The organism is Nocardia sp. bgisy134, from assembly GCF_057708325.1.
On sequence record NZ_JBYIRW010000003.1, the window covers coordinates 1 to 21,746 of the forward strand.

The 21,746-nt window shown below is 67.0% G+C and carries 21 protein-coding genes; 9 read left to right on the plus strand and 12 right to left on the minus strand.

The window, feature by feature from the left end; all coding sequences use genetic code 11:
* Positions 1 to 40: 40 nt before the first annotated feature.
* The 5 genes from AC3ERS_RS06615 to AC3ERS_RS06635 form a co-directional block, all read right to left on the minus strand.
* Positions 41 to 784, minus strand: a complete 744-nt coding sequence (locus AC3ERS_RS06615; protein ID WP_431964556.1) for an SDR family oxidoreductase — start codon at positions 782 to 784, stop codon at positions 41 to 43.
* A 210-nt stretch (positions 785 to 994) separates the two neighbouring features.
* Positions 995 to 1,198 carry a hypothetical protein gene (locus AC3ERS_RS06620; protein WP_431964558.1) on the minus strand — a complete coding sequence of 68 codons (204 nt, stop codon included), beginning with the start codon at positions 1,196 to 1,198 and terminating at the stop codon, positions 995 to 997.
* Between the two features lie 61 nt (positions 1,199 to 1,259).
* Positions 1,260 to 1,430, minus strand: coding sequence for a ferritin-like domain-containing protein (locus AC3ERS_RS06625; protein WP_431965355.1), 171 nt, complete (start codon positions 1,428 to 1,430; stop codon positions 1,260 to 1,262).
* On the minus strand, positions 1,427 to 1,609 hold the full coding sequence (locus AC3ERS_RS06630; RefSeq protein ID WP_068060305.1) for a DUF6011 domain-containing protein: 183 nt from the start codon (positions 1,607 to 1,609) through the stop codon (positions 1,427 to 1,429). Before AC3ERS_RS06630 ends, AC3ERS_RS06625 begins: the two co-directional genes overlap by 4 nt.
* A 139-nt stretch (positions 1,610 to 1,748) precedes the next feature.
* Complete coding sequence (locus AC3ERS_RS06635) at positions 1,749 to 2,384, minus strand: TetR/AcrR family transcriptional regulator (protein ID WP_431964561.1); 636 nt, start codon at positions 2,382 to 2,384, stop codon at positions 1,749 to 1,751.
* A gap of 186 nt (positions 2,385 to 2,570) precedes the next feature.
* On the opposite strand from AC3ERS_RS06635, the gene AC3ERS_RS06640 reads away from it, so the two are divergent.
* Positions 2,571 to 3,380, plus strand: coding sequence for an MFS transporter (locus AC3ERS_RS06640; protein ID WP_431964563.1), 810 nt, complete (start codon positions 2,571 to 2,573; stop codon positions 3,378 to 3,380).
* Between the two features lie 108 nt (positions 3,381 to 3,488).
* On the opposite strand, the gene AC3ERS_RS06645 is transcribed toward AC3ERS_RS06640, so the two are convergent.
* The 4 genes from AC3ERS_RS06645 to AC3ERS_RS06660 are packed head-to-tail and all read right to left on the minus strand — an operon-like array spanning position 3,489 to position 7,604.
* Positions 3,489 to 4,298: an MBL fold metallo-hydrolase gene (locus AC3ERS_RS06645; protein ID WP_431964565.1), complete on the minus strand. Its 810-nt coding sequence runs from the start codon at positions 4,296 to 4,298 to the stop codon at positions 3,489 to 3,491.
* Positions 4,295 to 5,875 carry a zinc-binding dehydrogenase gene (locus tag AC3ERS_RS06650; RefSeq protein WP_431965357.1) on the minus strand — a complete coding sequence of 527 codons (1,581 nt, stop codon included), beginning with the start codon at positions 5,873 to 5,875 and terminating at the stop codon, positions 4,295 to 4,297. The genes AC3ERS_RS06645 and AC3ERS_RS06650 overlap by 4 nt, the downstream gene beginning before the upstream one ends.
* Before the next feature lie 44 nt (positions 5,876 to 5,919).
* A complete protein-coding gene (locus AC3ERS_RS06655) occupies positions 5,920 to 6,483 on the minus strand; it encodes an ester cyclase (RefSeq protein WP_431964567.1) in 564 nt (187 codons plus the stop codon).
* Positions 6,484 to 6,494: 11 nt separating this feature from the next.
* On the minus strand, positions 6,495 to 7,604 hold the full coding sequence (locus AC3ERS_RS06660) for an MBL fold metallo-hydrolase (RefSeq protein ID WP_431964569.1): 1,110 nt from the start codon (positions 7,602 to 7,604) through the stop codon (positions 6,495 to 6,497).
* Between the two features lie 93 nt (positions 7,605 to 7,697).
* Between AC3ERS_RS06660 and AC3ERS_RS06665 the strand changes: the two genes are divergently transcribed.
* The gene (locus tag AC3ERS_RS06665; RefSeq protein ID WP_431964571.1) at positions 7,698 to 8,393 is read left to right on the plus strand and encodes a TetR/AcrR family transcriptional regulator; all 696 of its coding nucleotides are present in this window, start codon (positions 7,698 to 7,700) and stop codon (positions 8,391 to 8,393) included.
* A gap of 157 nt (positions 8,394 to 8,550) precedes the next feature.
* Here the strand turns inward: AC3ERS_RS06665 and AC3ERS_RS06670 are convergent, their stop codons facing one another.
* Positions 8,551 to 9,294: a MerR family transcriptional regulator gene (locus AC3ERS_RS06670; protein ID WP_431965359.1), complete on the minus strand. Its 744-nt coding sequence runs from the start codon at positions 9,292 to 9,294 to the stop codon at positions 8,551 to 8,553.
* 113 nt (positions 9,295 to 9,407) lie between these two features.
* Between AC3ERS_RS06670 and AC3ERS_RS06675 the strand changes: the two genes are divergently transcribed.
* The 4 genes from AC3ERS_RS06675 to AC3ERS_RS06690 all read left to right on the plus strand — a co-directional run bounded on the left by AC3ERS_RS06675 (position 9,408) and on the right by AC3ERS_RS06690 (position 14,945).
* Entirely contained in the window at positions 9,408 to 10,625 is a 1,218-nt protein-coding gene (locus AC3ERS_RS06675; RefSeq protein WP_431964573.1) for an erythromycin esterase family protein, read from the plus strand.
* Between the two features lie 661 nt (positions 10,626 to 11,286).
* Positions 11,287 to 12,675 carry an RNA polymerase sigma factor gene (locus tag AC3ERS_RS06680; RefSeq protein WP_431964575.1) on the plus strand — a complete coding sequence of 463 codons (1,389 nt, stop codon included), beginning with the start codon at positions 11,287 to 11,289 and terminating at the stop codon, positions 12,673 to 12,675.
* A gap of 853 nt (positions 12,676 to 13,528) precedes the next feature.
* Entirely contained in the window at positions 13,529 to 13,819 is a 291-nt protein-coding gene (locus AC3ERS_RS06685; RefSeq protein WP_431964577.1) for a hypothetical protein, read from the plus strand.
* 247 nt (positions 13,820 to 14,066) lie between these two features.
* Positions 14,067 to 14,945: an NADP-dependent oxidoreductase gene (locus AC3ERS_RS06690; RefSeq protein WP_431964579.1), complete on the plus strand. Its 879-nt coding sequence runs from the start codon at positions 14,067 to 14,069 to the stop codon at positions 14,943 to 14,945.
* A 111-nt stretch (positions 14,946 to 15,056) separates the two neighbouring features.
* Here AC3ERS_RS06690 and AC3ERS_RS06695 read toward each other — a convergent pair whose 3' ends face one another.
* Positions 15,057 to 15,533: a DUF488 domain-containing protein gene (locus AC3ERS_RS06695; protein ID WP_431965361.1), complete on the minus strand. Its 477-nt coding sequence runs from the start codon at positions 15,531 to 15,533 to the stop codon at positions 15,057 to 15,059.
* Positions 15,534 to 15,609: 76 nt separating this feature from the next.
* Positions 15,610 to 16,005 carry a RidA family protein gene (locus tag AC3ERS_RS06700; RefSeq protein ID WP_431965363.1) on the minus strand — a complete coding sequence of 132 codons (396 nt, stop codon included), beginning with the start codon at positions 16,003 to 16,005 and terminating at the stop codon, positions 15,610 to 15,612.
* A 135-nt stretch (positions 16,006 to 16,140) separates the two neighbouring features.
* On the opposite strand from AC3ERS_RS06700, the gene AC3ERS_RS06705 reads away from it, so the two are divergent.
* From AC3ERS_RS06705 to AC3ERS_RS06715, 3 genes are all read left to right on the plus strand, one after another.
* Positions 16,141 to 17,115: a helix-turn-helix transcriptional regulator gene (locus tag AC3ERS_RS06705; protein WP_431964581.1), complete on the plus strand. Its 975-nt coding sequence runs from the start codon at positions 16,141 to 16,143 to the stop codon at positions 17,113 to 17,115.
* Between the two features lie 295 nt (positions 17,116 to 17,410).
* Positions 17,411 to 18,862 carry an amidase gene (locus AC3ERS_RS06710; protein WP_431964583.1) on the plus strand — a complete coding sequence of 484 codons (1,452 nt, stop codon included), beginning with the start codon at positions 17,411 to 17,413 and terminating at the stop codon, positions 18,860 to 18,862.
* A 1,221-nt stretch (positions 18,863 to 20,083) separates the two neighbouring features.
* Complete coding sequence (locus tag AC3ERS_RS06715) at positions 20,084 to 21,307, plus strand: FAD-dependent monooxygenase (RefSeq protein ID WP_431964585.1); 1,224 nt, start codon at positions 20,084 to 20,086, stop codon at positions 21,305 to 21,307.
* The last annotated feature ends 439 nt before the right edge of the window (positions 21,308 to 21,746 follow it).

Genomic DNA, 21,746 nt, shown 5'->3' on the forward strand with positions numbered 1-21,746 from the left:
GGCTGGCCGGAGACTCCCCCCCCCCCCCCCCGCGATCGGGTCACTGGCGGGCCAGCCACTCCGACAGCCGCGTCGGCGCGACCTGCACGCCCTCGCCGGGCAGCAGGCTCTTGCGCTCCAGCACCGCCCCGAAGTACTGCGCCTGCGGATCGGTGACCACCTCGCGCGGATCGGAACGCGCCGTCAGCACTGTGCGAATCCACTGGTCGAGGCCGAATACCTCGGGGCCTGCGACCTCGATGGCGCCGTTCACCGGACGGCCCGCCGCGGTGCGGCCGACGGCGGCCGCCACATCGTCGGCGGCCATCGGTTGGGCACCGGCGCCCGACAGCCGCACCGTGCCGCCGGTGGTCGCCGAGTCGGCGATGGCACCCGCGAACTCGAAGAACTGCGTCGCGTGCACGAGCGAGTACGGCAGACCCGAGCCCTTGATCAGTTCCTCCTGCGCCACCTTCGCCCGGAAGTACCCGGACTCCGGCAACCGCTCCGTGCCCACCACCGACAGTGCGACGTAGTGGCCGACGCCCGCCTCCCCGGCGGCGGCGAGCAGATTCGTGGTGGAGGTCTGGAAGAAGTTCATGACGTCGTCGTCGGCGAACGACGGCGAATTGGAGACATCGACCACTACCTCCGCGCCCTGCAGCACCTCCTTCACGCCTTGACCAGTGAGTGTGTTCACCCCCGTGCTGGGCGCGGCCGGAACCGCTTGGTGGCCGTGCTCCTCCAGCCGAGCGACGAGTTTCGAGCCGATAAGTCCGGTGCCGCCGATGACGACGATCTTCATGCGCATTCCTTCCGTTCGAATGTTGCTTCGGGGGCCGGCGAGGTCCCCCTGTATCGAGGACAGGACGGTCGGCCATTTCGTGACATGCCCCGGGTACCCACGGCTGCCTGGCGATCACCGCCGGTGGCGGCGGCCACCGGCGGTCAGCCCCACTAGGCCCGCTGTTCCGGCGGCACGTACTCGAAGGTCGGGCCCGCGGTCGTTCGCCCGTCACCGCTCGGCATCTTCATCAGAGCCTGGGCCTGGGACTTCAAGTCGTACATCGCCCCTACGGCGTCTCATCTGCGAAGGACTGCCGTTGAAGGTGTCTTCCAGCAGGAAGAGCAACAGGCAGTAGGTGTTGTTGAACTCCTCTTGCGCGAGGCGGACGGGGCTGCCTTCGGGATAGTCGGCCGTGCGCGGATTGGGCCGCATGGGCAGGACGCTCTCGGGGTCGACACCGATCGGTTCGCCGGTCGGACCGGACCGCGGCGTGTCACCGAGACGGAATCGCCTGCCTTTCCGCCAGCGCCAGATGCAGCATCTCCTCCACGAACACGCTGCCGATCACCTGCGCCGCTTCGGCATTGCGGCCCGGATCCAACGAGTACAGCGCACACAGGTGGGGCGGGCTGGTCGCGTGCTCGAGTGTGACGAGATCCGTCAGGCCACGATGTCGAACAGCGTCAGCTCCCGCGCCGCGGCCGCGCGCTGTTCGGCGCGCTCACGGATCGCACACGTCGGCCCGATACCCTGCGCGACCGATTCCGCCGACACCAGCCAGCCGTGACAACGGCGGCAATGCGCCACCAGCCTGATCTCGGGACGGTCATCGATCTCGGCCATCTCGCACTCCTTCGGCCGCAGTGGTCTCCCCACCCAGAGAGTGACAGAGGGGACCGACACCTTCCGACGATCTCTCCTATCGAGACCGACTGCGCTGCAAGACATCCTGCGATGCGGAGTTCAGGACACAGCCCGACCCCTAATCGCGTGATGCCGGGGCGAGCAAACCGTCGATCACGTGTCGCGCCATCGCTACCCGGTCGTCGTCGCCCAGGCGCACGGCCAGATTGACGGCATTGAGCAGGGCGATCACGTGGAAGGCTGCCGATTCGGGATCGATCGCGGCTATCTCACTGCCTGCGACGGCCTTCCGGAACTGTGTCGCGAGCGTCGTGTGCCAGGCATGTTGTTGCTGTTGCAATAGGTCGAGGACAGGCCCGGGGTGGCTGTCGAATTCCGGCAGGTTCGCGCCCCAGAAGCAGCCACCGGGAAACAGTGGCTTTACGGCGTAGTCGATCCACCGATCGATCAGGGCGCGAATGCGTGCCACGCCCGCGGGGGACCGCAGGGCGGGTCGGACGACCGCATCGACGAAGGCCTCACGGGCCGCTTCCGCGGTGGCGAGCTGCAGTCCCTCCTTGGTCCGGAACAGGGTCTGGATTCCCGCCTTGCTGATGCCGAGATCCTCGGCCAGACGCCCGAAGCTGAGCCCGTCGAGCCCGTCCAGCGAGGCGATGTCGACCGCTCGCCGGGTCACGATCCGCCGCGACTGCGCGCCGCGCAGTAAACGCCGGTCGGTGGTTTCCTCGGCAGCCCGCCGCTCAGATGTCGCCATACGGTCGATCGTATGCCGTCGGCTCGGTCCGTGGTATTGCCACCGTGCCGGCATTGCCGTGTCGAGCCGTGCCGAGATGCTCCGCGCTCCCGATCGGAGCGGTTATAATTAACATACGGTCGGACGTATGTTCTTTGAGACTTCGTCGTTCCGAGGTCGGACCGTGTGGACAAGAAGGGATTCCTGATGCATGAGATAGCCGAGACGGCGACGCTACGGCCGAGTCGGGATCATTCGACCGCGATCGTGTGGGTGCTGTGCTCGGCCGCGTTCATGGCGATGCTCGACGTGTTCGTGGTGAACGTCGCCTTCACCGAGATCGGTGAGTCGTACCGGGGTTCGTCGCTGGCGGACCTCAGCTGGGTCCTCAACGGGTACGCGATCGTCTATGCGGCGCTGTTGATTCCGGCCGGGCGTTTCTCGGATCGATTCGGGCGCAAGGCGGGATTCCTGGTCGGGCTCGGCATTTTCACACTGGCCAGCCTGGCCTGCGCGCTGGCGCCGTCGCTTTGGACGCTCGTGGCATTCCGGGTAGTGCAGGCTGTCGGTGCCGCCGCCCTGACCCCTGCGAGCCTCGGGCTGCTGCTCACGGTGCTGCCGCCCGCGAAGGTGCCTGCTGCGGTGAAGGTCTGGGCCACAACGAGTTCCTTCGCCGCAGCCTTCGGTCCCGTGGTCGGCGGGGCGCTGGTCGAGGCGTCTTGGCGGTGGATCTTCCTGATCAATCTGCCGGTCGGTGTGGTGACCGGAATCGCGGCCCTGCGCCTGGTTCCGGATCGGCGGCAGCAGGTGCAGGCGCGGATGCCCGATCTGCTCGGGGTGGTGCTGCTGGTCGCGGTGATCGGGGGCGTCGCCGTTCTGGTCGCCGTCGTCGGGTCGCTGAGTGTCGCCTCCGACCAGTTGTTGACCGGCTTCCAGCACGGCTGGGGGTTCATCGCCATCGTCGCCGCCGTCGGTGCGGCAACGGCATTCGGCATCACGTCGCGCACCCGTCGGTAACAGCCGGAAGCCAGGACTGCGCCACGTACGATCTGCCCGCGCTTGCCCAGACGGAGATGAGAAATCGAGAGGCGCGCATGCGAATCGGAGTGTCCGGACCGCAAGGTTTCACTGTTCCCGTGTGGTGGCGAGTTGTCGCGCTCGGTGGAGTAGGTGCGGGTCGTGCGCGTTGACCAGGAGAAGTTCCGATCCGGCTGACGTCCAGAGTTCGGCGAGCCGTTCGTGATTGGCCCGTACCGCGGGCAGATCGTGAGCGACCAGTCGTTCCATGACGGTCAGAGCGCGCGGCGCACGGCCGGTGCCGTCGATCTGACCGTGGTGGTAGAACGCGTCGCCCGCGTGCAAGATCCATCGGTCACCGGTGTCGACCGCGACAGCGGCGTGGCCACGCGTGTGGCCGGGCAGGCTGATCATGACGAGGCCAGACGCGATCTCGGCGAGTTCCTTTGCGGCGGCGAAGCCCTGCCACGATTCGCCGTCACCGGGAGTGTGACGGACGAGCGCCGGGCCGTGATCTCGCTGCGTCGGAAGGTAGCGGCCCCGCTCGATCAGCCCGCGCGGACGAAGTGCCGCGGCGGCTTCGTCCGCGGTGAGATGGACCGTGGCCCAAGGGAAATCGGCGAGCCCTCCGGTGTGGTCGGCGTCGAAGTGGGTGAGGACGATATCGCGGACGTCACGAGGGTCGTACCCGAGGCTTTCGATCTGCCTGATGGCGGCCTCGGACTCGTCGAACACCGGACGGACGTAGCACCGCGCCGGGCCGAATCTGCCGCCGGGATCGGCGGCATCACGCAGCCCGAGTCCACTGTCCACCAGCACCAGCCCGGTGGCGGTCTCCAGCAACAGGACGTGGCACACCAATCCCCCCGGCGTCCGTGGCGGGCGCATGGTGCCGCAGTTGAGGTGGTGAACTCTCATCCGAGCATGGCCGTCATGACCGCGGGGTCGCCGCCGATGAGGCCCGCGTCGACGATCCGGATCGGGTTGCTCCCATCCCAGGTGGCAGCGGCCAGCTTGACCAGGTCGAAGACGAATTTCTTGGTGCCGCCGACGTCGGAGATCTCGATGACGGTGCCCGGGTGGTGTTCGGTTTCGAGGTAGGCGAATCTGCCGTCGGCTCCGCCGATCCGGCCTTCCTGGCCGACGGTGAAACCGGCCGCGATCGCCCGTTCGTACAGCTCCTGATAGTTCCCGCTCCAATAGGCGACGTGCTGCACGCCTTCGTTGCCCGCATCGAGGAAGTCTCGATACATCGAGGGAGCGTCGCCGACCGGGCTGATGAGTTCGATCTGGACGTCACCGCTGTTGGCGACCGCGACATCCATCGCCATAGGCGAAGGCTCGCCCTTGTAGGTGAAGTCCTCCGGTCGCACGCCACGCAGGTAGAACCACGGTCCGATACCGCACGCGACGAAGTTGCACATCGACGCCTCGATGTCTCGTACCACATAGCCGATCTGGGCGATCCCGCCGAACATGTTGGCCACCGGGTTCGGCGCGGGCGCGGGACCGGTGTGCGCGTCGGCGAAAGACAGGACGATCTTGCCGGTTGCGTCGTTGTCTCGCAGGCGAAGTGCCGCCGCCGCGGCGTCACCGATGGAGTAGACGCTGTCCAGCCGCGGCGCGATCTTTCCGTCCGCGACAGCGGGCAGGACCCGATCGGTCAGCGCCTCGACCACCTCGGCGAGTTCGGTGCGGGTGCGAATGCTGAAGGTAGTGCCGATCAATCGTTGCCGACGAAAGGCAATGGTGTCGAGATCGACGTGAGTGGCTGAGCCCGCGAGCCGTCCGATGCTCACGATCGTGCCCGACACAGCGGTGGCCCCGGGAAGTTGCGCGAAGAGGTCGCCGCCGACGTGGTCGAGGGTGATGTCGGCGCCCTTGCCATCCGTGGCCGCCAGCACAGCGGCGGTCAGATCCTCGGTGGCGGTATCGACCGTGACGTCGGCTCCTGCCTCTGCCAGCGCGGCGCGTTTGTGCGCACTGGTGGTTGTCGCGATGACCGTTTCAGCGCCGAGGGCCCTGGCCAGCTGGATGCCGATCAGGCCGATCGAACTGGTTCCGCCGACGATGAGAACGGTTCCCCCGGAATGGAATCCGGCTTGAGTGACGAGCGCGTCGTGCTCGGTGACGAGTCCCACCGGCAGCGTCGCGGCCTCGTCGAAACCGAGGTTGCCGGGGATGGGGACAACCAGCCGTGGATGGCACAGGGCGTAGTCGGCGAAGGCGCCGGCGGTGATGCCCATGACGCGGGTGCCGACGGGCAGGTGCGGCGCGAGCGGGCTCGAGGTCTCGACCACTCCCGCCACTTCCATACCGGCGATGAACGGGCCTTCGCCCTGGGAGTTCGCGGTGTAGCTGCCATCGAGGGCATAGAGATCGGCGCGGTTGAGGCCTGCGGCCATCACTTGAACCCGGATGGCGCCGAGTTGCTCGGGAACATCACGGTTTTCGAGGATCCAGTCGGATCCCTTGCCGCCGACGAGTGCGCGCATGGTCACGGTCTTCTCCTACGGTGCGTTCGGGTCGTCGACGGCGGTCAGTCGCCGAGCTCGGGTGGTGTGGTGGCCAGCAGGCGCGGGTCCGGTTCGGCCCCGGCCATCGCGAGGGCTCCGGCGACGGCGCGACCGAGCTTGAGCAGGTCACGCGGATCGCGCTTGTCGAGCCCGCCCACCAGCTGTTTGAGGATGGTGAGCTGGTCGAAGTAGATCCGCTCGGTCACCAGGTTCTCGTGCTCGTCGAAGACGAAGTAGGCCGTCATCCTCGTGCGGTGCCTGGAACCGGTCGGGGGAATCTTGCCGAGCGGGCCGAGATGTGTTCCGAGCAGCCAGAATTCGACAACGACCGCGTCGTGGCTGTGCCGGAGCGCGATGAGCTCGTGATCCTGATCGGGGAAGGCGACGCGGGTGTCGTGGTAGTAGTCGCGCACTTCGCCGTCCCCGTCGTGCACGAGCATCTGCGCGATCAGCTCGTAGTGCGGGTGCGGGAAGGTCGACAGGGTGGCGTCCCAGTCCTGGCGGACCTCGTCATGAAAATGGTCGAGCACCAATTTCTCGCGTGCGCGCAGGACGTCTTCGGACGGCAGGCTGAATCGTGATGACACGGAAGTACTCCTCAAAGACTCGGTCCGTGGGTGATGTGACCGTGGCTGAATGTGGGCCGGGTGCCCGGGTTGGTCCATGCGCCGGTGAGCTCACTGGAGGGGAAGAACTGCAGGAATCGCGGGTCGGTCTCGCTGCGGTCGGCCAGCGTCTTCTCGAGAATGATCGAGTTGTACTGTTCGGCGGTCGTTTCGATCGTGTTGGCGTTGAGCACGACCTCCTGCTGCCAGCGCGCCGCCCACGCCGCCAGGCCGGGTAACCGGGAGTGCTCGGGAGTCAGTGCCTCGGTGGCGATCACGTTCTCACTGCTGACCCAGATACCGGTCGAGGTGTTGAGCACCAGACTCTGGTTGCCGAATACGTGCCCCGGCGTCTTGACGACAGCGACGCCCGGCCCGAGCACCACCGAGCCCTCGATGGGCAGGAACGCCTCGGCGGGCACGTCTCGGTACGCCGCTGGCTGATACCACGGGCGCTGCAGTGGATGCAGTTCGGCCATCGCGGCCAGCTCGTCACGCTGCACGATCACCTTCGCGTTCGGGAAGATCGCCCGCGGCGTGCACTCGAGATCGTCCTGATGGACCGTGGCGCCGACCCACCGGCGCAAGTCCTGGGTGTGCAGGTGGTCGAACATCAGGTAGTCGACTTCCTCGGGCCCGATCCCCAACCGCGCGAGATGGCCCAGCACGGTGCCGTGCTCGCGAACGACCCGCCGCTCGAGCACTCGCGGGGTGCGCTGCGACAGGTTGGCGAAATACGGCGTGTACCTACCTAGTTCGACATCCGAGGGCTCGAACAGCAGTGTCCGGCGGCGATGGGCGGAGTCGTGCCAGCGGACCACGAGCATCCGGTTGGTGATCGACAGGAACGGCGCGATCGCCCGCGAAGCACGGAACAGACCGAACCGTGTCGGATACGGCAGTGTCACCAGGTCGCATGTCGTGACGCTGTCCGGTGTGCCGGTGCTCGGGAACTCGCGGCGGAACGAGCGTGCCCGTTCCCGAACCACCCGCAACCGGGCACCGGGACTGTCGTCGCCTTTCGTCGCGTCGCCGAAGGCGTCGATACGGTCCCCCACGGCCGGAAGGTCGTCGACGGTGGTCGGACCCCAGGGAAAGCGCATTCGGATCTCCAATATCCACAGTGTGGGTTTTCGTGGAGACGAACTTATACCCACGATGTGGATTCAATCAAGGGGTTACGGAAAGATGGCGATATGACCACTCCTGCCTCCACCACCCGCCGCGGACGACCGCCGAAAGGCGCGGCCCAGCTCACCCGCGCCGGGATCGTCGAGGCAACCCTCGAAGTCATCGGCACCGAGGGAGTCGGCGGCGTCGGCGTGCGAGCCGTCGCACGCGTGCTCGGCGTCGACCCGAAAAGCCTGTACAACCACGTCGACGGCAAAGACGGCCTGCTCGACGCGGTCACCGAGCACTTCCTGGGCTCGATCGCACTGCCACCCCCCGCGGGCGACCTACGAGGCGATCTGCGCGCCATCGCCGACGCATTCCGAGACCGCGCCTTGCTACACCCCGAAGCCGCTGCGCTCGTGCTCACCCGGCAACTGGCCTCGTTCGAGGGCTTGGCGCCGATTCAGCGGGTCCTCGAGGTTTTGCGCGCCGCCGACTGCGACCCGCGGGAAGCCGTCCACCTGATGCGCACCTTGCTCGCCGCACTCATCGGAACCCTGCTTCGCGAAGTCAACGCGGGCCCCACCTACGGCACCGACGACACCGAAGGCATCGCCGAACGCCAAGCCACGCTCGAACACTCGGGACTTCCCGCCGTAGCCGAGGCGGCTCCCTACCTGGCGCGATTCGACAGCCGGGCCGAGTACGAGTACGCGATGAACCTCGCCCTCGACGCGGCGGTCGCCCGTATCGAGAACTCGTCGCGAATTTCGCGGTAGCGACCGGGGCGGGCACGACGGGCAGCATCGGAGCCGACAGCAGCGAGGGATCGTTACTGTCGCCCAGCGCCACGGGCGGTCAAGTGCTCCCGCCACTGCTCCATGGCCTGCCGCAGGGCCTCGCCCACGATCTGTCGACCCGCGCGGCCGCAGCGTGTCACGGGGTCCGCTGTGGGCCTCGTGACACGGCGGCGTGGCAGGTCAGGGACGTCTGATCGAGCAGGGTGAGGTAGGTATCGAGCTGGGCCGCGCCGGCGAGAAGGTTGCGGCTGCGGGTGGCCAACCGGTCCTGCCAGGAGTCGAGGAAGGCGCTCAGCGCGTCCGCCCCGCCCGCCTCGCGCAGCGAGGCGATGAACTGCGCGACCTGGGGCAGCAGGTAGCCGCCCCGGCGCAGCTGCCGTGCGATCTCGGCGTCGCGCACGCAGTCCGGTCCGTATTCGCGGTAACCCGTTGCCCGATCGCGTTCGGGGCGCAGGATGCCCTGGGTCTCCCAGGCACGCAGCGTGGCCGGATGCACGCCGAGCCGACGCGCGAGCTCACCGACGGTCAGCGGTCGACCGGTCACCGGGGTCGGCATTGTGGTGGACAGGCTGCCCAGGGCTGATGCGACCTCGGTGCGGGTGTCGCGTTCGGCGAGCAGCGCGACGTGTGCGGCGTCGATGAGCCGGTAGGCGGACTCGGCATCTCCTTGGTTGGTCGCGCGCATGATTTCCATTGCGCGCTGGTGCCCATGGCCACCGCGCAACGCGAGGAAGGCGCGTAGGGCCTGCGCGTGCAAGGGCGTGTAGCGCCGGTAACCGGACGCGCTCCGCTCGGTCGGCGGGAGGATGCCCGCGTCGTCGTAGTTGCGGATCGCCTGTGCGGACAACCCGTGTTCCCGGGCAAGGTCGATGGGACGCAGCTTGCACCTCCGATTGAGGCTTTGATCTCTGAATCCCCGGTAAAAGTCGCCGAAGATTCACTGGAATATTCAACGATACTGTCGAGGGCAGTGCCTTCCGAAAAGGGGTGTTCATGTCCACCGCCGCAACACTGCGTGAAATCGGCCGCCAGCTCGACGACCCGGCCGGCCTGGGCCGTGCCGTCGACGAACTGCTCGCCGCGCGGACCGAGCCGCCGGCTCTACTCGCCCTCGGCGAGCCGACACACGGGATCGAGGCGTTCCCGTTGCTGCGCAACGAACTTCTCGGACACCTCGTCGAACGGGGGTACCGGTCGATCGTGTTGGAGATCGACTTCTTCGCCGCGTCTGTCGTCGACGACTACGTGGCAGGGGCACCGGCGGAGATCGACACGGTGCTCGCGACCGGGTTCAGCCACGGGTTCGGCGCCGTGCCCGGCAACCGTGAACTCGTCGAATGGCTTCGCGCGCACAATGCCGACCGCGCGCCGCAGGATCGAGTTCGCTTCCACGGCTTCGACGCGCCGGTGGAGTACTCCGGTGCGCCGAGCCCGCGACGTGCACTGTCCTCGGTCATCGACTACCTGCCCGCAGCGCTGTGGCCCGAATCAGTCCGCGACCTCGGCGCGCTGCTCGGCGAGGACGCGGACTGGACGAACCAGGCCGCCATGTTCGACCCGGCGGCGTCCATCGGCGACTCCGATCGCGCTCGCGCCCTGCGCATCGTCGCGGACGATCTCGCCAGCGCACTGCGCCGCGCGGCACCCCGACTGCGTCCCGCCGACCCCACCGGTTACGACCACGCCGTCGCGCACGCGCGCACCGCCCAGGGTCTGCTGCGCTATCACGCGGCGATGGCCAGTCCCGCACCCGATCGCATCGCGACCCTGCTCAGCCTGCGCGCCGAGATGATGGCCGAGAACCTGCTCGCGATCGTCGCGCAGGAGCAGCGACGCGGGCCGAGCCTGGTGTTCGCGCACAACAGCCACCTCCGGCGGGCGCACCCCGACATGTCGATCGGCGAGGACGACGGGAACTGGTGCAACGCAGGCGCACTCGTCGGGCTCGCACTCGGCGAGCGTTACGCGTTCCTGGCAACCGACGCCAGCCCCGACAGCGATCCGGGCACCCTCCAGCGTGTGTTGGCCGAGGCGACCACCCGCCGCGCCCTGTTCCCCGCAGCGGCCCTGCGCGCCTCGCTTCCTCCATCGATCGGCACGAGCAAACCGATTGTGCCCGGTCACATCCCGCTCGATCCGGCAGATTTGCATGGCACCGTCGCGGTTATCTTCGTCGCCGACACCGACGGAAAACGGCATCAGTACTGGTAGTAGCCCCCAAGGGGACGCAATGGGCCGCATGTGAGTCTGCAGCAAGCCCTCGCTTGGAGAAACACGCTCATCTGCCGCTGACCACGCTGTTCGATACGACCGCAACACAATTGGCCCGAAAGGGGACCGAGCCCAATCCGTATCCTCAGGGTTTTCGCGGCGCGGCTGGACACACCGAAGGTATGCCCAGCCACGATCACCGCCGTTGGCGCCGACCGGCTTTGGTCCGAGCGTCCAGTACGTCGCGTCGAGCGCCGCGCGAGAGTCGCATCAAGCGTTCCGCCTCGCTGATCGAGGCAGCGTGGTTGAGTATCCAGCGAAGGCTACGTTCGGGCTTGTTCAGCGCTCTGAGCCAGAACAGCTCTGAGATGGCCTCCGTAAGAACGGGAACCAGCGCTATGAGGACAAGCACGATGGCGCCGATGACTAATCCAGGGGTGTGGTGGCCTACAGCGGCCACGACGGCGAACGGCAGACTGCCGATGGTTCTCGAGCTAGCCGGCATGCTCGTCACCGCCCCGCCGAGCGGTGAGCATTGTCGATCATGGTTTGCCTCCTCGGGCTTGTGGTTCTGGAGGCTTGGGATCGGAGAGGATCGAATCTCCCCCAAAGTTGGCGGACTTCTCAGGAAATTCTCAGGAATCTCGTCAGGAGCCCGGTGGTGACCACCGAGCCGCGCTGGTCCCAGGTGCCGGACGCAGGGTTGGTCGAGCGCGTGCGGCACCCGATCGATCGGGACGAGCAGGAGGCGGCGCTCTGCGAGATCTTCCGGCGTTACCAAAAGGCCATGTCCACCGTCTGTGTGTACAACCTGGACGACCTGGATCGCGTGGCAGACGTCGTCCAGATCACCGTCGAGGCCGCCACGAAAGAACTGATCCGCAGGGACAACCCGCGAGAACCCGACAAATTGCGGGCGTGGCTGTGCGGGATCGCTCGCAACCGCTGCCACGAGGACCGTCGAGGCCGGAAAAGCGAAGCGCCCCTGCCCTTGAAAACATTGACGTCGGACGACGACGAGAAGGACAGCTCGAGAAGACTGGACGAGGTCAACCGCATGCTCGACCTCGTCGCCGAGACGTTCACCCCGCGGCAGCGAAAGATCTACCGATTACATATACGTCAAGAATTACATGGGAAAGCTTTGGCTACCGCCCTTTCGGTCAGCGCGAAGAATGCCTACAAATTCGCCTATGAGAACAAGATCCGGCTGGACGAGGGGTTCGGCGCACTGATACTGGCCAAGCACGGTCGGCCGTTCTGCGTTCAACTCGCCGGCATTCTCGATCGGGCCGGCTGGGACGGCCGGCGTGACGAGCAGTTCACCCGTGTCCTGCGGCAGCGCGTCGTCCGCCATCTCGGCACCTGCCGGCAGTGCGACAACTGTGGCACCTGCGACCAGCAGCAGTCCCGGCTCAAGATGGTCTATGCGCCAGTCTTGATCCCCATTCTCATCGCGCCGGAACTGACCGAGAAGATACCCGAGATCATTCGTCGAATTCTCGACGAGGAAGAGCGCGATCGCACGAACAAGCGCGACGGCATGAACAGTGCTGCCGCCGGCGTGGTTCTGGCCACCGCTGCGGCCGACCAGAAAGTCGAGAAGAACAATTGGGTGCTGGATGGATTCTTGTCCTTTCTCAAGGCAATATTTGTGCTTTTCCTCGTCGCCACGATCGGTCCCAAGTTGTTCCCCAATGTCTTCGACAAGCTGCCGAACTGGCCGAACACGCAGAACGCGGCCACGGTGCGGTTGGAGATCTGGGTTCCCGGAGGCTACGAGGTGTACGTCACCCCGGCCGGCGTGACGTGCACTCCGACGTTGCGGAAGAACTGCGACATCCGGATGCGACCCGGTACCCGTGTGACGCTCACCTCGCGACGAGGGGAGTTCGCGTCCGGCGGGCCGCTGACGTGGATGGGTTGCCCCGCAGGCTCGAACTCCTCCGGCAACTCCTGCACGTTCGTGCCGACCGGCAGAGCCACGGTCTGCCTCATCGAGTCCGGATACCAAGGAGTGCCCTGGGACTGGTGCCGCGGCAAACGATGAACACCCGGCCGGGGGGGTTGCTCGGTGACTCGCTCACGGCTCCTGGCGCCCCGGCGAACCCCTGGGGCAGCGATATAGCCGGTTATGGTTGATTTACCACGCGGGCTACGGCGCGCGGGCCTGGGTCCGGTGCTCAGAGCGGCAGAGCAGGAAACGAGTGTGGCGTTGAGGGAGAATACCGACGTGATCGACGCAATCAGGAAGAAGTTCAGAGATCAGCTCGGGGTACCGGCGATCGTGGCGCAGACGGGTGCCACGGCACTCGTCGCCTGCTAGCTCGATGTCGGACCGGGAAGTGCCGGGACGGGGATCCCAGCCGGAGCCCCGCGGAACCAGGTTCGATGCGATGGAACGGCTGCGCAGAAAGCTGGAAGGTACGAAGGCTGCCGAGACCGGTTCCCCCGAGGCGGGCGACGGCACGTCGAAAATCACCCGGCTGCCGCGTCGACCGCGGCGAATTTCAGAAGCCGGTGACCGTCCCCACAAACCTTGGCGTCCGGAAGGCGGCTCCGTCTACGATCCTGCACCGACCAGGCCCGTGCTGCGATCGGAACTGCAACTCGAGACAGGGGCGTGGCCGCTCGACCCCGGTGCCGCGCGGCACCCCGCTCCGGAGGATGCTCCGGGCAGCGCCGAGCATCCTGGGAGTGTCATCGATCTCGGCGCAGCGCGGCGGAAACGAGCTGGTGACGATGCCCCGGCCGCCGGCATTCGGCGCATGGCCAGACCGCGCAGAATTGCCCCAAGGGCAGGCGAGGGATCCGGCACCGATGGTGATCAAGACAGTGGCCGCAATGGTGACACCGATCCTCCACAGTCGGACGGACCCGCCCGGCGGCACTGACTCTGCCCGATGCCGTCGCCGCAGTCGCGCCGGGCGAATCAGAAGCAGACAGAACGCCAGATCGTGCCGCAGAATCAGCGGTTCAGATCGGCCGAACCACTGGAAATCTCGCTGTTGCCGATCTACCGGGGCCTGAGCCTGCGTGGGAGCTACGGACATCAGCACCGCACCGGACAGCAGGGCACCCGCGACGATGTGGCGATCGAATCGAATCATCTCGATCGAAACCCCTGCGGCACAACCACTTTCATATATCACGATGCACAGCGGTTTGCGGTGTGGAGTTCCGAAGCCACATAGCCTCTGCCCGATCAGCACCGATCCCACCGCGACGCCGAATATCCTGCAATGCCGATTTCCGTGCGCGCCCGACGAGTGCGGGGAACCTCATCGCTTACCGTGAAGCCGTTGATCCTGATGAGCCTGGCTGCGTTCGAACCGTCACATCCGGCAGTGCTGCCTCGTCTCCCTGTCGGCAACACACGACAACGAAGGACCAAGCGTGCAAGCCATCATCGTTGAAGATCGTGACGCCGGCGTCGCTGGGATGACACTGACTCACGACCTGCCGTACCCCCACGCCGTCGAGAACGACGTGATCGTGAAAGTACACGCCGCCGGGTTCACCCGCGGCGAGCTGGACTGGCCCGGCACCTGGACCGACCGCGCAGGCCGGGACCGGACCCCGAGCGTGCCCGGGCACGAACTGTCGGGGGTGATCGTCGAGCTGGGTTACGGCACAACAGGTTTGACCGTCGGCCAGCGGGTCTTCGGCCTGGCCGACTGGACCCGCAACGGCACACTGGCCGAATACACCGCGGTGGAAGCCCGCAACCTCGCTCCCCTGCCCGCCGATATCGACCACACCGTGGCCGCCGCGCTGCCGATCTCGGGGCTGACCGCCTGGCAGGGCCTATTCGACCACGCCCGCCTCACCACCGGTCAGACCGTCCTGATCCACGGCGCTGCCGGCGGTGTCGGCTCGATCGCGGTGCAACTCGCCCGCGAGGCGGGGGCCCGAGTCATCGGCACCGGCCGGGCCCGCGACCGCGACCGCGCGCTCACGTTCGGCGTGCACACCTTCCTGGCCCTGGACACCGAGCCGCTGGAGCAGGTCGGCGAGGTCGACGTGGTGTTCGACGTGATCGGCGGAGACGTCCTGGATCGCTCGACCACCCTGGTACGCGCAGGCGGAACCCTGGTCACCATCGCCGTGCCACCCACGATCCAGCCCGACAACGGACGTGCCGTCTTCTTCGTCGTCGAACCCGACCGGACCCAACTCACCGAACTCGCCACGCGCCTGCGCGACGGCCGCATCAAGCCGGCCGTCGGCGCCGTCCGCCCCCTCGCCGAAGCACCCGACGCCTTCGGTCCCGGCACGCACAGCCCCGGCAAGACGATCATCCGTGTCAGCGACGAATGAACACACCGGAACTGGCCTCCCGAAGCCGAAAACCTCTGGTGCGCCGCACGTCCTGTAATGCGGAGGACGTAGACCACCGCCCACTCCACGAACGCCGGTGCCAGGCATGGCTCAGCCCGGGCGGAGGTTCGTGACCGACAGGCCGTGCTCGGCGCGCAGGCGGGCGGCCACGAGCGATCGGTGGCATGCCTCCGGATCGCGCTCGACGCAGAAGAGGGCGGTTGCCGAGTCGCTCGGAAACCCGGCTACGAGGGCGCCGAGGTCGAACGGGTCGAGGATCTCACGGGTGTAGCGCTCGGCGTACTCGGGCGCCAGTGCGATGCGGTTGCGCTTGCCCACGCCCTGGCGGTCGTCCTCGCGGTACTGGAGCAGGCGCAGCTCGGTCGTCGGCGCCAGCTCCGGCACGTGCCGGTAGCCGATGCCCGCCGCGGCGAGCGCGCGCTGGAGCTGCGCCGAATTCGCCCAGGAGTAGTCGTGGCCCCGAACGCCGCGGCGTTGGCGGAGGTCGAGCAGCAACCCCACGCCCTCGCCGGTGAGCTTCTCGAGGAAAGCTTCGGCCGTGAAGCCGTAGACGCCGATCGTCACCATTCTCGGCACCGGAAATCACCTACCTGCTCCTTGTGCCGGTTCAACCGGACGCCCTGCCGGAGGCGGCGAGGTCGCGTCACGCGACGGCGGTCCCCTCGAGCTCGACCATCAGGACGGGGATCGCCAGCCGCGTCACTCCGAGCATCGTGGTGGTCGGTGCCACCCCGGCGGCGCCCAATCGCGACGCCAGCACGCCGTAGTGCTGGAAAAGCAGATCGACGTCGGTGGTGTAGACGTTGAGCCGGACGAGGTTCGCGAGGGACATGCCTGCCTCGCCGAGAACGACCTCCAGGTTGTCGAGACTCAACGCCAACTGCGCCGCCATGTCGCCGGGATGTCGGGGCTCGCCGTCGCCGCTCATCGCGGTCTGCCCGGCGCAGTACAGGGTCCGGGTGTGCCCGGAGACGATCTCACCCTGGTTGTACCCCATCTCCACCGACCACGCCCACGGGTTGACCGCCGTTCGCTCCATTGCCACATCAGCACCATTCGATTCATCGAGAGTGCGTACGTCCATCGGCTCGATAGCCACGATCTTGTTTGTCATATCGATAGCCTCCCAACAAATCACGACATCCTGTGTCGTGTATTCCGGTAGAGTTTTCGTATGCGCGCCGACCGGTTGGTCTCGCTGGTGCTGCTGCTGCGCCAGCACGGTCGGCTGTCCGCGACCGCGCTGGCCCGCGAGCTGGAGGTGTCCACCCGCACCGTGCTGCGCGACATCGAGGCGCTGTCCGTGGCCGGCGTCCCGGTCTACGCCGAACGCGGCAGGCACGGCGGTTTCGCATTGTTGCCCGGTTTCCAGACCGAGCTCACCGGGCTGAACCACGACGAGGCGCTTGCCCTGCTGGTCGCCGGATCGCGGCGCGGCGCACAGGCATTCGGCCTCGGCTCGGCGCTCGCTTCGGGCATGCGCAAGGTGGTCGACGCGCTACCCGAGAGCTATCGGGCCACCGCGGCAGGCGCGGCCCAGCGATTGCTCATCGACCCGGAGACCGACCTCCTCTCGCGCAGGCTGGTCGCCGAGGAGGTGCCCGACGCCGTAGTGACCGAGGTCCGGCGCGCGGTGTTCGCCGGACACAAGCTGCGCATTCGCTACGCGGCCGTGGACCAGACCCCGAAGTGGCGCACGGTGGACCCGATCGGCCTGGTCACCGTGCGCGGTCAGGGCTACTTGCTGGCCGCGAGGTCCGGCGCGGACCGCACCTACAGGCTGTCGCGGATCTTGGCCGCCGAGGAGCTCGCCGAACCCGCAGAGCGACCAGACCGGGTCGATCTGGACCGGGCCTGGCAGGAACGCAGCACGCAGTTCCGGACCGGCGGCGACCAAGTCACCGTGCTGGTACGGGTGAACCCGGCACAGCGGGAGGAACTGCTGGGCACCGCGCTGGCCGTCCTCGCCGAGGAAACCGACGCAGACGGCTGGCTGCGGCTGGAGGTGACGTTCCAAGATCCAAGGCACGCCGAATGGGCGCTGTGGCAGCTCGCCACGAACGCGGAAGCCTTGGACCCGCAGTGGTTGCGCACCTCCCTGCGCAACCGCGCCGCCGCGATCACCACCTGTTACGGAGTGTCATCCTGAGAGTCCGGGCCGACACCGAACTCGCTGCGCGCCGCCATGGCCAGCGGTCGGGCGAACAGTCTTTCAGCCCGAGAGGAACACGACAAGTACTGAGATATCTATCCCGTTGTGCGAAACGGCATTTCATGGCTTGTGCCAATGGCACCAGCCCGCTGCCAACACAATGACCTGGGGTGGGCCACCTCTGATGATGGATCGAGTGCGTGACATTGCCGGTGAAGGTGGCCCGTTCGACCTTCCCGTTGTGCGAAGCGGCATTTCATGTCCTCTGCGGCAGGCCAATAACGTCGGATTCATGGAGTGGAATTTTCGTTCGGCCGAAGAGCTTTCAGCTGCCTTGCGTGCCGGTGAGGTGACCTCGGTGGAACTGACCGACGAGGCGATCGCCCGCATCGAGCGGGACGACAAGGTGATCAACGCGATCTGTGTGCCGAACTTCGACCGTGCGCGGGCTGCCGCACATCGTGCCGACCAGGCGCGCGCCCGCGGAGAGGACCGGCCGCTGCTCGGTATCCCGGTGACGGTCAAGGAGTCCTACAACATCGCTGGGCTGCCCACGACCTGGGGCATGCCGATGCACCGGGACTATGTGCCGGCCGAGGACGCGGTGCAGGTGTCGAGGCTCGAGGCCGCTGGCGCGGTGGTGCTCGGTAAGACCAATGTGCCGTTGAGGCTGCAAGATATACAGAGCTTCAACGAGATCTACGGCACCACCAACAACCCGTGGGATCACGATCGCACGTCCGGTGGATCCTCCGGCGGATCGGCGGCGGCGCTGGCGTGCGGATTCGGCGCGCTGTCCATCGGCTCCGACCTCGCTGGTTCGCTGCGCACCCCCGCACATTTCTGCGGCATCTACGCACACAAGCCGACAGTCGGGCTGGCGGCGACCCGCGGCATGGTCGCGCCGCCCGGACCGGCATTGCCGGACGACCTCGACCTCGCCGTCGTCGGTCCGATGGCGCGCACCGCCCGCGACCTCACACTGTTGCTGGACGTGATGGCCGGACCGGACCCACTGACGCGCGGTGTGGCATACCACTTGACGTTGCCGCCCGCGCGCCACCAGCGGCTCGCCGACTTCCGAGTCTTGGTCCTCGACGAGCATCCGCTCATCCCCACCGGGTCCGCCGTGCGAGCGGGCGTGAACCGAGTGGCCGACGCGCTCGCCGACGCCGGCGCCCGCGTCGAACGGCACAGTCCGCAGTTGCCCGATCTGACCGAAGCCGCAGGGCTTTACATGCAGTTGCTGGTTTCGGGCTCCGTTGCACGCTTTCCCGTCGAAGCCTACGAGCAGCTGCAGATCCGCGCCGCCGCACTGAACGCAAACGACCGGAGTCTCGACGCGACACGGCTGCGCGCCATGGTGTTCAGCCACCGCGACTGGATCGAGGCAACCAACCGTCGCGAGCTCCACCGCCACGGCTGGCGGCAGTTCTTCGCCGAGTTCGATGCCGTGGTGTGCCCGATCACGCCCACTCCTGCGTTTCCGCACGACCACAGCCCCAATCCGTTGGAACGCCAGATCGACATCGACGGCATCGCGTACCCGTACTTCGATCAGCTCGTCTGGGCCGGTCTGGCAACCATGCCCGGCCTGCCTGCCACCGCCATCCCTGCGGGCCGGTCCCCCGAGGGGCTGCCGGTGGGAGTGCAGCTGATCGGTCCGATGTTCGAGGACCGCACCCCATTACGGCTGGCCGAACTACTCGAGCAGAAGATCGGCGGCTTCCGGACACCGAAGTAACCCACCGCCGGGTGTCCACCCAGGACGAAGCGCCCGCAGAAATCGCAACCGCCGACGACGAACCGAGAATCGTTGCAGAAGTCGACATCCGCCATTGCACGGGCGTTCGACGGCCATGTCCCCGGAATGCCACCGGCCGGTGCGCCGGAGAAAGCAAGCGAACCAACCCCAGTCCATGGCAGCCGGATACGACGGTAGCGACTGTATTTGTTCTCGGATGACCTCTGGAACTTCCTTCCAGTCGAACTTCGCCCATATCGCGGGTCCGCCGTCGGAAGGCTCGCCCAGCATTTCGAAGAGGATTGGCCATGGTCCCCAATGCAGACGTTCGGAGTCATTGAGTGCCGCTCTCACACCCGCAACGAGCTCCGTCCTGCCTGGTGCGAGACGTTCTACGAAAGCAATCAGATCAGCGTGTTGCGAATCCGAAAGAACCACGGCGCCTCCCCATCTGACACAGCTACCCTAACTCGGCGGCCAGTCGGCTAGCCCACTGAAGCCGTACTGGAACATCCGCTCATGCCGCATACCGCACTGACCGAACCGGGCATCAGGCGGTGCCGGCGAAACGACTGATCCCCCACCCAGACACCGAGAGGGGGCTCAGCAGAGTCTCTACCAGCAGCGATACACGCGCTGCCCTACTTCTTCGCAGACGCTAATCCGCTTCGGAACTCGACGGCCTTGACGTCCAATAGATGCACGTCAAACGCCCTGTTCAGAGCTCGACTCACGTTCCGAAGCCGAATAGCCTCTGCACTCCGGCTCGCCGATACACCCCGTCGGCCTCCGATGATCCGCCCGGCGCGGTCGATGTGCGCAGACCCACGACGTCAACGGGTTCGATAGGGCGGTCTCGGCCATCGCCGCCCCGGCCGGAAGCCCTTCGGCATCACAATGACCATGCCATTCGCACCTGATGCGGCCGCCAGCGGTCTACCGGGTCATCGGGATCGCCGCCGGTGCGCGCAATTCGTTGTCGCCGTGAGTCGTTCGTGCTCGGGTTGGACGCAGGTCAGCTGTTCCAGGTTCCAGCCCAGGTCGACACGCGCTGTAATGCCTGCGGGTTCAGGGTGTTCGCAGGAGCGTGGACACGATCTCGGCTGCACCGATGAATTTTGTGTGGATCCGTCGTCGATACCTCTGGATACACCGACAGCGGTGGGTCAGAGCAGGAGCAAGCGATCCGGACGTGATCCGGACGGGTGAGCAGGAGGCATAGTGAGCGATACCAGAGTGTTGGTGGCGGGGGCGAGCATCGCGGGGCCCGCGCTGGCCCACTGGCTGCGCCGGCGGGGGGCCGAGGTGACCGTGGTGGAGCGGGCCCCCGAGCTGCGTCCCGGTGGGCAGGCGGTGGACGCGCGGGGGGTTGCCAAGGAGGTCATCCGGCGGATGGGGCTGGACGCGGCGGTGCGCGCGGCCTGCACCGAGACCGCTGGCGCGTACACCGTGGACGTGGACGGGAACGTGCTGGAGACCTACCGTGCCGATGACGACGGCGGCGACGGGTTCATCTCGGAGATCGAGATCCTGCGCGGGGACCTGTCCCGGGTGCTCCACGACGACACCCGCGACGGTGTCGAGTACGTCTTCGGCGACCGGATCGCCGAGCTCACCCAGGACGCGGACGGGGTCGACGTGGCCTTCGCGGGCGGCGACCGGCGGCGCTTCGACCTGGTGGTCGGGGCGGACGGGCTGCACTCGGCGCTGCGAGCGATGGTCTTCGGGCCGCGCGAGCGGTTCGTCCGTCACCTCGGGCACGTGCTGGCCTTCTACACTGTGCCCAACGAGTTCGGGCTGGACCGCTGGCTGATCGACTACCAGGAATCCGGGCGCTCCGCCGGCCTGCGGCCCATCCCGGACGCCACCCGGGCGATGGCCATGTTCTCCTTCCCTTCGGCCGACCTCGACGTGGACTACCGCGACGTCGCGGCCCAGAAGCGGCTGCTGCGCGAGCGGATGGCCGGGCTGGGCTGGTTGACCCCGGACATCCTCGCGCACCTGGACGACACCCCGGACTTCTACCTCGACCAGGTCGCCCAGGTGGTGATGGACCGCTGGTCGAGCGGGCGGGTGGGGCTGCTCGGGGACGCGGCGTTCAGCTCGTCGCCGATGTCCGGGGCGGGCACCGGGCTGGCCCTGGTCGGCGCCTACCTGCTGGCCGGAGAGCTGGCCGCCGCCGGGTGGGACCCGGAAGCCGGGTTCGCCGGGTACGAGAGGCGGATGCGCTCGTTCGTCGAGGCCAACCAGGAGATCGGCCGGTTGAACGCGCGCAGCCGCGACGTCCCCGGGCCGGACGCCGAGCCGAGCATCGATTTCGACAGCGAATGGTTCACCGAGCTGATCGAGCGTGCGATCAACGGCGTCGAGCTGCCCGACTACGCAGGGGTGCCGGACTCCGGGGCCCCGGCCGGACCGCCGATCACCTCGTCGGCCAAGCCGTAGGTGTCACATAACGTGTCGAGCGGGACGACGCTTCGGTAGGCCACCGCCGGACTACGTCCGCTCTATGCCGCATACCGCGCTGACCGAACCGGCCAACGCTTGACGCCAGCGAAACGACTGAGCCCCCACCCGGACACCGGACGGGGGCTCAGCAGAGTCGCTACCAGCAGCGATACGTGCGCTGCACTACTTCTTCGCAGACGCTAATCCGCTTCGGAATTCGACCCTCTTGACTTCCAATATCTGCACGTCAAACGCCCTGTTCGCACCTCGGCTCACGTTCCGGAGCCAAATAACCTCAGACTCGCTCGCAAGGACACTGACCGCCGATAAGACCCAATTACCAGCGGCTAGCCGAACGCCCTGTAATGCCGAACGCCGTGCACTGGCCGCTACGCCCTCTCGGCTCGACGGTACCGGCCCGGTTGTGACTGTTTCG

Bases quoted from the DNA above. Each gene is read 5' to 3' on its own strand.
- AC3ERS_RS06710 (WP_431964583.1), top strand. From the start codon at position 17,411: ATGGAGTGGAATTTTCGTTCGGCCGAAGAGCTTTCAGCTGCCTTGCGT.
- AC3ERS_RS06690 (WP_431964579.1), top strand. From the start codon at position 14,067: ATGACACTGACTCACGACCTGCCGTACCCCCACGCCGTCGAGAACGAC.
- AC3ERS_RS06615 (WP_431964556.1), bottom strand. From the start codon at position 784: ATGAAGATCGTCGTCATCGGCGGCACCGGACTTATCGGCTCGAAACTC.
- AC3ERS_RS06630 (WP_068060305.1), bottom strand. From the start codon at position 1,609: ATGGCCGAGATCGATGACCGTCCCGAGATCAGGCTGGTGGCGCATTGC.
- AC3ERS_RS06695 (WP_431965361.1), bottom strand. From the start codon at position 15,533: ATGGTGACGATCGGCGTCTACGGCTTCACGGCCGAAGCTTTCCTCGAG.
- AC3ERS_RS06620 (WP_431964558.1), bottom strand. From the start codon at position 1,198: ATGCGGCCCAATCCGCGCACGGCCGACTATCCCGAAGGCAGCCCCGTC.
- AC3ERS_RS06640 (WP_431964563.1), top strand. From the start codon at position 2,571: ATGCATGAGATAGCCGAGACGGCGACGCTACGGCCGAGTCGGGATCAT.
- AC3ERS_RS06665 (WP_431964571.1), top strand. From the start codon at position 7,698: ATGACCACTCCTGCCTCCACCACCCGCCGCGGACGACCGCCGAAAGGC.
- AC3ERS_RS06675 (WP_431964573.1), top strand. From the start codon at position 9,408: ATGTCCACCGCCGCAACACTGCGTGAAATCGGCCGCCAGCTCGACGAC.
- AC3ERS_RS06645 (WP_431964565.1), bottom strand. From the start codon at position 4,298: ATGAGAGTTCACCACCTCAACTGCGGCACCATGCGCCCGCCACGGACG.
- AC3ERS_RS06685 (WP_431964577.1), top strand. From the start codon at position 13,529: ATGCCGTCGCCGCAGTCGCGCCGGGCGAATCAGAAGCAGACAGAACGC.
- AC3ERS_RS06635 (WP_431964561.1), bottom strand. From the start codon at position 2,384: ATGGCGACATCTGAGCGGCGGGCTGCCGAGGAAACCACCGACCGGCGT.
- AC3ERS_RS06660 (WP_431964569.1), bottom strand. From the start codon at position 7,604: ATGCGCTTTCCCTGGGGTCCGACCACCGTCGACGACCTTCCGGCCGTG.
- AC3ERS_RS06705 (WP_431964581.1), top strand. From the start codon at position 16,141: ATGCGCGCCGACCGGTTGGTCTCGCTGGTGCTGCTGCTGCGCCAGCAC.
- AC3ERS_RS06700 (WP_431965363.1), bottom strand. From the start codon at position 16,005: ATGGAGCGAACGGCGGTCAACCCGTGGGCGTGGTCGGTGGAGATGGGG.
- AC3ERS_RS06650 (WP_431965357.1), bottom strand. From the start codon at position 5,875: ATGCGCGCACTCGTCGGCGGCAAGGGATCCGACTGGATCCTCGAAAAC.